Consider the following 5,408-nt stretch of genomic DNA (forward strand, 5'->3'; position numbering starts at 1 on the left):
CTGGCCGCCAGTTTCAGGGTCAGCCAGACCGCCAGCAGATCCCCTTCACTCATAGGGTCCCCTCTCGGGTGTCGATAAAAAACAGGGCGCCGTCATGACGGGCGCCGCCTTGGGACACGTCAGGCACCGGATCTGGCCAGCACGGGGCTGGCCGGATCCCGGCAGACGCCGGGCGCTCACTGCGGCAGGGCGTAACCCGCCGCCTTGATCTGCGCCTGTCCCGGCCCCTTGAGCCAGGCCACCAGGGCATCCACCGCCGCCCCTTTCTTCAGCACCAGGGCCTGCTGCTCGATGGGGGGATAGAAGCTGGCCGGTACCGCCCAGGCTTCGCCGGTCTTGCCCGCCTCCACCAGGTTGGCCCAGGCGACGAAGCCCAGCTTCGCATTGCCGGTATCGACAAACTGCCAGGTCTGGCTGATGTTGGTGCCAGTCAGCACCCGATACTGCTTGGGATCGATCTTGAGATGAGCCAGGGTCGCCATGGCGGCAGCGCCATAGGGCGCTGTCTTGGGGTTGGCGATGGCCAGCTCCCCCTGCCAGTGGCGCAAGGTGGCCTCGTCGGGAGCAGGCCCCCCCTTCTGCCAGAGGCCGAGCTGACCGATGGCATAGGTGAAGCGTTCGCTCCCCTTGCCTTCCGACTCCAGCTTTTGAGGGGTCGCCACGTCGGCCGAGAGGAAGAGATCGAAGGGCGCACCGTGGGTGATCTGGGTATAGAGCACGCCGGTGGCCGCCGAACTGATGACGACGCTGTGGCCGGTCTTGGCGGTGAACTCCTTGCCGATGCGCTCTATGGTGCCCTTGAAGTTGGCCGCCACCGCCACCTTGACCTCGTCAGCCAGCACAGCACCGCTGTACATGGCGCCGGCGCCCAGCACCAACAGGGATACCCATCTCTTCATTCCTTTGCTCCTTATGTTCCGGCACGGCCGGATCGATTGACGCGAGCCCGAGGCTCACTCCCCTTGTTGCCAGCGGGCCAGGGCGGCGTCATCGCTCGCCCTGGCCTCGACCCAGCGTTGCACCCCGTCGGCGGTCAGCTCTTTTTTCCAGAACGGCGCCCGGGTCTTCAAGAAATCCATGATGAAGTGGCAGGCCTCGAAAGCCGCCTCACGGTGGGCGCTGCTCACCACCACCAGCACGATCTGATCCCCGAGCAGCAGCTCGCCGATGCGGTGAATGAGGGTACACTCCTGCAGGGGCCAGCGCCCGCGGGCCTCGGCCACTATGTTCGTCAGCGCCTTCTCGGTCATGCCGGGGTAGTGTTCGAGGGCCAGCCCCTTCACATGCTCCCCCTGATTGAAGTCGCGCACCTTGCCGACAAAGCTGACAATCGCGCCTGTGTCCTGCCGGGCAGCAAGGCGGGCATATTCGTCGGCCAGCGAGAAGTCATCCCGCTGCACCAGAATGCGATCGGTCATGGTCAGCCTCCGGTCACCGGCGGGAAAAAGGCGACCTCATCCCCGTCATGGAGGGGGGTATCCAGCGGCACCAGGGTCTGGTTGACCGCCACGAGGAGCTTGCCGGATTCGAGTGCCAGCGCCCACTTGTCACCCCGTTCGCTCAAGGCGGCGCGAAGGGCATCGGCACTGGCGTAGTCGCAAGGCAGGCTGAGCTCGTCGCAGCCGACCAGCTCACGCACCTGCGCAAAAAACAGAACCTTGATCATGCCTGCTCTCCTTTGGTCGCACCCAGTTGGAAATGACCGGACTTGCCGCCCTTTTTCTCCACCAGACGCACCTGCTCGATCACCATGTCCTTTTGCACCGCCTTGCACATGTCGTAGATGGTCAGGGCCGCCACCGAGGCGGCGGTGAGCGCTTCCATCTCCACCCCGGTCTTGCCCGAGAGCTTGCACAGGGTGCGGATATGGACCCGATTGTGCGCCGTCTGGGGGGCTATCTCTACCTCCACCCGGGTCAGGGCCAGGGGATGGCACAGGGGAATGAGGTCGGCGGTCTTCTTGGCCGCCATGATGCCGGCGATGCGGGCGGTGGCGAACACGTCCCCCTTGTGGTGCTGACCGCTCAGGATCAACGCCAGGGTCTCGGGGGCCATGGTCACGAAAGCCTCGGCGCGGGCCTCGCGTTCGGTCACCTGCTTGTCGGTGACATCCACCATGTGGGCCTCGCCGCTCTGGTTGAGATGGGTCAGGTTCATCTATGCACCTATCGAAAAATGAGATGGATGATCCGGGTTTACTCCCGGGATCACAGATGGGTCACGAAGTTGCACGGCCGGGTACGGGCGTCGAGCTGATCCCGGATAAGCTGTTCCCAACCCAGACGGCAGGCGCCGGTGGAGCCGGGCAGGCAGCAGATCAGGGTGCGGTTGGCGAGCCCTGCCAGGGCACGGCTCTGCATGGCGGAGCCTTTTATCTCGGCAAACGAGAGCTGGCGGAACATCTCGCCAAAGCCCTGCACCGTGCGCTCGAACAGCACGCCGACCGCCTCGGGCACCCGGTTCTGCTCGTTGAAGCCGGTGCCGCCGTTGATGAGCACCACCTGGACTCCCTCGTCGGCAATCCAGTCGCTCACCTGGGCGCGGATGCGAAACAGGTTGTCTGGACAGAGCGCCCGGTCGGCCAGCATGTGGCCGGTCTGGGTCAGGGCCTCGACCAGATAGTCCCCCGAGCTGTCATCGGCAGCGGTGCGACTGTCGGAAACCGTCAGGACGGCGATCTTGAGAGGGATGAATTCGCTGTGTTTGGGTGCCATTGGGGCCATTCCTGTCAATCATTGACCACGAGAGGATGAGGTGAACGCGCCGCACCGTGGTGCCAGCCATGAAAGGAGCCGGTGGGCGCCGCGTTGCCGGGAAGGGATTCTATCAAAAGATGTCTGGCTGGGGGGCGTCATTGCCCATTAATCTCGAAGGCCGCCGGATCCCGAGGATCCGGCGGCCTTCCCATCAGAAGCCTGGCACCCCTTTCATGTCAGGCAGTTGGTGCGCAATCCCCTTGTGGCAGTCGATGCAGGTGTTGGCCCCGCTTGCCAGGTTGGTGGAGTGCATCTGGGCGGCCCGACGCCCTTGCAGGGAGAAGTCCATGTACTCGAAGTTGTGGCAGTTGCGGCACTCGCGCGAATCCGTCTCCTTCATCCGCTGCCACTCCCGCTCGGCCATCTCCCGCCGGTGGGATTCAAACTTCTCGCGGGTATCCACCTTGCCGGTGATCATGCCCCACAGCTCCTTGGAGGCCTGCACCTTGCGGATGATCTTGTAGGTCCACTCGTGGGGTACGTGGCAATCCGGGCAGCTGGCCCGCACGCCGGAGCGGTTGGCGTAGTGGATGGTGTCGCGGTACTCCACGAACACGTTGTCCTTCATCTCGTGGCAACCGGTGCAGAAGGCCTCGGTGTTGGACGCTTCCATGGCGGTGTTGAACCCGCCCCAGAAGATGACGCCACCAAAGAAGCCCATCAGCAGGATGACCCAGAGGGCCGCCTTCGACGGTGACTTGAAGGTGGTCCACAGACGCTTCACAAAGCCGGGTAATTTCATCTATGGGTTCCTCAGTTCAGCGCTTCAACCGGTTTGAAGGTATTGTTCACCAGCGGCTTGGCATCCGCTTGCGGCACGTGGCACTGCAGACAGAAGTAGCGACGCGGAGAGACTTCGCCCAGGGTCATGCCGTCGCGGGTCTCGAAGTGGGTGGGGCTTATCTTGGGGGCCTTCATGGCACTGGCGTTCTTGAAGCTGTGACAGGCCAGGCACTTGTTGACCTTGTTGTCCACTTCATAGTTGCGGGTGTCGTGGGGGATCAGCGGGGGCTGGTGCATGTACTGGCGATCGTAGAGGTCGCCATCCTTGCGAAAGTTCTTCATGGGGGCCGCGTCGGCATCCGTTACCAGATCCGTGCTTCCCCGCTCCGACTTGATGCCCCCCGTGCTGTTGGTGATCTCGGGGACGGCCGCCATCAAGGAACCCGCCATCAGGCAGGCCAGCATTGCTCCAATCAGCTTCTTCATTATGTGTTCTCCGACGTTTTCTCTGCCTTGACGGCAAAACCTACAGTGATTTCAAAAACTTGCTCCGCGCAGACATCGATGCAACGGCCGCAGTTGGTACACTCCTGAGCCGCAATCAAGGGCCCGTGACCACGCCTGGCACCGTGAACGGGGCCGCGCAGGATGGGACGCTCCGGGCAGACCGCATAACAATCCATGCAGTTGCTGCACCGCTCGCGCCCCGAGGCTGCAATCTTGATGAACCCGACCCGGTTGACCAGGGCATAGAAGGCCCCCACCGGACAGAGGTGGCCGCACCAGCCCCGCTCCACCACAAAAAGGTCGAACAGGAACAGCGCCGCCAGCAGGCCCCAGCCCGCCCCCATGCCGAACAACAGGCCGCGCAGGGTGAGCGACACCGGATTGACCAGCTCCCACACCAGCACGCCTGTGATGGCCGGCGCCACCAGCACCATGGCCAGCAGCCAGTAGCGGGTAGCGCGGTTGAACTGACCATTGCCCTTGAGGCCAAGTCGCCCCCTGAGCCAGGCGGCGGCATCGGTGACCAGGTTGACCGGACAGACCCAGGAGCAGAACACCCGCCCCCCGACCAGCCAGTAACCCGCGAGCACCAGCCCGGCCCCGAGCCAGAGGGTGGGGATGGGCCACTGGCCCGCTGCCACCGACTGCAACAGGGTCAGGGGATCCGTGAGGGGCACCGTCTCCAGCAGCAGGGAGCTGGAGAGGTTGCCCTTGAGGATCCAGATGCCCGCGAGCGGCCCCAGCAGGAACAGCCCCAGCACCCCGAACTGGCATAGCCGGCGCAGCAGCAGGAAGCGGTGGGCACGCCACCAGCCCAGCCTGACCGTAGCCTCGGCTCCCGGATACCGACTCATAGCCCCTCCGGTTTGCGGGTCGGCAGGGTCAGTCGCTCACCGATAAGGGACTTGCCCGCCTTCTCCTTCTCTTCCCAGCCGAGCCGGTAGTGGTGACCCAGCTCCCCCTTGGCAAGCCCGCGAGGCACCACCTTGATGGCCGCCTCCTCCAGCACGCAGGCGTGCTCGCACTTGCCGCAGCCGGTGCAGAGATCGCTGTGCACCGTGGGCAGGAACATGGCGTGCTTGCCGGTGCGCGGGTTGTGCTGCAGCTCCAGGGTAATGGCCTTGTCGATGAGGGGGCAGACCCGGTAGCAGACGTCGCAGCGCAGCCCCAGGTAGTTGAGGCAGGTCTCGTGATCGATGAGCACCGCCACCCCCATCCGTGCCTGATCGATGTCGGTCATGGTCTGATCCAGCGCCCCGCTCGGGCAGGCCACCACGCAGGGGATGTCGTCACACATCTCGCACGGGACGGCGCGCGCCTTGAAGTAGGGGGTGCCGGTGGTCACGGGTTCAAACAGCCGGGCGAGCTTGAGGGTGTCGTAGGGGCAGGCCAGGGCGCAGAGCCCGCAGCGCACGCAGGCGC

Annotated in this window: 9 protein-coding genes; all 9 read right to left on the reverse strand. The window is 64.5% G+C overall.

All coding sequences use genetic code 11. The features are described from left to right. Window positions 1-176: 176 nt before the first annotated feature. Complete coding sequence (modA, locus tag AACR77_RS15075; protein ID WP_042017460.1) at window positions 177-899, reverse strand: molybdate ABC transporter substrate-binding protein; 723 nt, start codon at window positions 897-899, stop codon at window positions 177-179. Between the two features lie 54 nt (window positions 900-953). Further along, window positions 954-1,418, reverse strand: coding sequence for a molybdopterin synthase catalytic subunit MoaE (gene moaE / locus AACR77_RS15080; RefSeq protein ID WP_010674163.1), 465 nt, complete (start codon window positions 1,416-1,418; stop codon window positions 954-956). Window positions 1,419-1,420: 2 nt separating this feature from the next. Next, window positions 1,421-1,666, reverse strand: coding sequence for a molybdopterin synthase sulfur carrier subunit (moaD, locus tag AACR77_RS15085; protein WP_010674162.1), 246 nt, complete (start codon window positions 1,664-1,666; stop codon window positions 1,421-1,423). After that, a complete protein-coding gene (gene moaC, locus AACR77_RS15090) occupies window positions 1,663-2,157 on the reverse strand; it encodes a cyclic pyranopterin monophosphate synthase MoaC (protein ID WP_010674161.1) in 495 nt (164 codons plus the stop codon). The genes moaD and moaC overlap by 4 nt, the downstream gene beginning before the upstream one ends. A gap of 50 nt (window positions 2,158-2,207) precedes the next feature. Further along, window positions 2,208-2,714: a molybdenum cofactor biosynthesis protein B gene (gene moaB, locus AACR77_RS15095; protein WP_042882568.1), complete on the reverse strand. Its 507-nt coding sequence runs from the start codon at window positions 2,712-2,714 to the stop codon at window positions 2,208-2,210. Between the two features lie 193 nt (window positions 2,715-2,907). Then, window positions 2,908-3,498 carry a cytochrome c3 family protein gene (locus AACR77_RS15100; RefSeq protein ID WP_010674159.1) on the reverse strand — a complete coding sequence of 197 codons (591 nt, stop codon included), beginning with the start codon at window positions 3,496-3,498 and terminating at the stop codon, window positions 2,908-2,910. 11 nt (window positions 3,499-3,509) lie between these two features. Then, window positions 3,510-3,965 carry a nitrate reductase cytochrome c-type subunit gene (locus AACR77_RS15105; RefSeq protein WP_029314277.1) on the reverse strand — a complete coding sequence of 152 codons (456 nt, stop codon included), beginning with the start codon at window positions 3,963-3,965 and terminating at the stop codon, window positions 3,510-3,512. Continuing rightward, on the reverse strand, window positions 3,965-4,840 hold the full coding sequence (gene napH, locus AACR77_RS15110) for a quinol dehydrogenase ferredoxin subunit NapH (protein WP_042882570.1): 876 nt from the start codon (window positions 4,838-4,840) through the stop codon (window positions 3,965-3,967). Before napH ends, AACR77_RS15105 begins: the two co-directional genes overlap by 1 nt. Continuing rightward, window positions 4,837-5,408 (reverse strand): ferredoxin-type protein NapG (gene napG / locus AACR77_RS15115; RefSeq protein WP_042882572.1); only part of this gene is annotated, 572 nt, incomplete at its 5' end. The genes napG and napH, both read right to left, overlap by 4 nt.

This window comes from Aeromonas sp. ZOR0002 (assembly GCF_963866995.1).
GTDB classification, from domain to species: domain Bacteria; phylum Pseudomonadota; class Gammaproteobacteria; order Enterobacterales; family Aeromonadaceae; genus Aeromonas; species Aeromonas caviae.

Coding starts and splice junctions, on each gene's coding strand:
- moaC (WP_010674161.1), bottom strand. CDS start 2,157: ATGAACCTGACCCATCTCAACCAGAGCGGCGAGGCCCACATGGTGGAT.
- moaE (WP_010674163.1), bottom strand. CDS start 1,418: ATGACCGATCGCATTCTGGTGCAGCGGGATGACTTCTCGCTGGCCGAC.
- moaB (WP_042882568.1), bottom strand. CDS start 2,714: ATGGCACCCAAACACAGCGAATTCATCCCTCTCAAGATCGCCGTCCTG.
- AACR77_RS15100 (WP_010674159.1), bottom strand. CDS start 3,498: ATGAAATTACCCGGCTTTGTGAAGCGTCTGTGGACCACCTTCAAGTCA.
- modA (WP_042017460.1), bottom strand. CDS start 899: ATGAAGAGATGGGTATCCCTGTTGGTGCTGGGCGCCGGCGCCATGTAC.
- moaD (WP_010674162.1), bottom strand. CDS start 1,666: ATGATCAAGGTTCTGTTTTTTGCGCAGGTGCGTGAGCTGGTCGGCTGC.
- napH (WP_042882570.1), bottom strand. CDS start 4,840: ATGAGTCGGTATCCGGGAGCCGAGGCTACGGTCAGGCTGGGCTGGTGG.
- AACR77_RS15105 (WP_029314277.1), bottom strand. CDS start 3,965: ATGAAGAAGCTGATTGGAGCAATGCTGGCCTGCCTGATGGCGGGTTCC.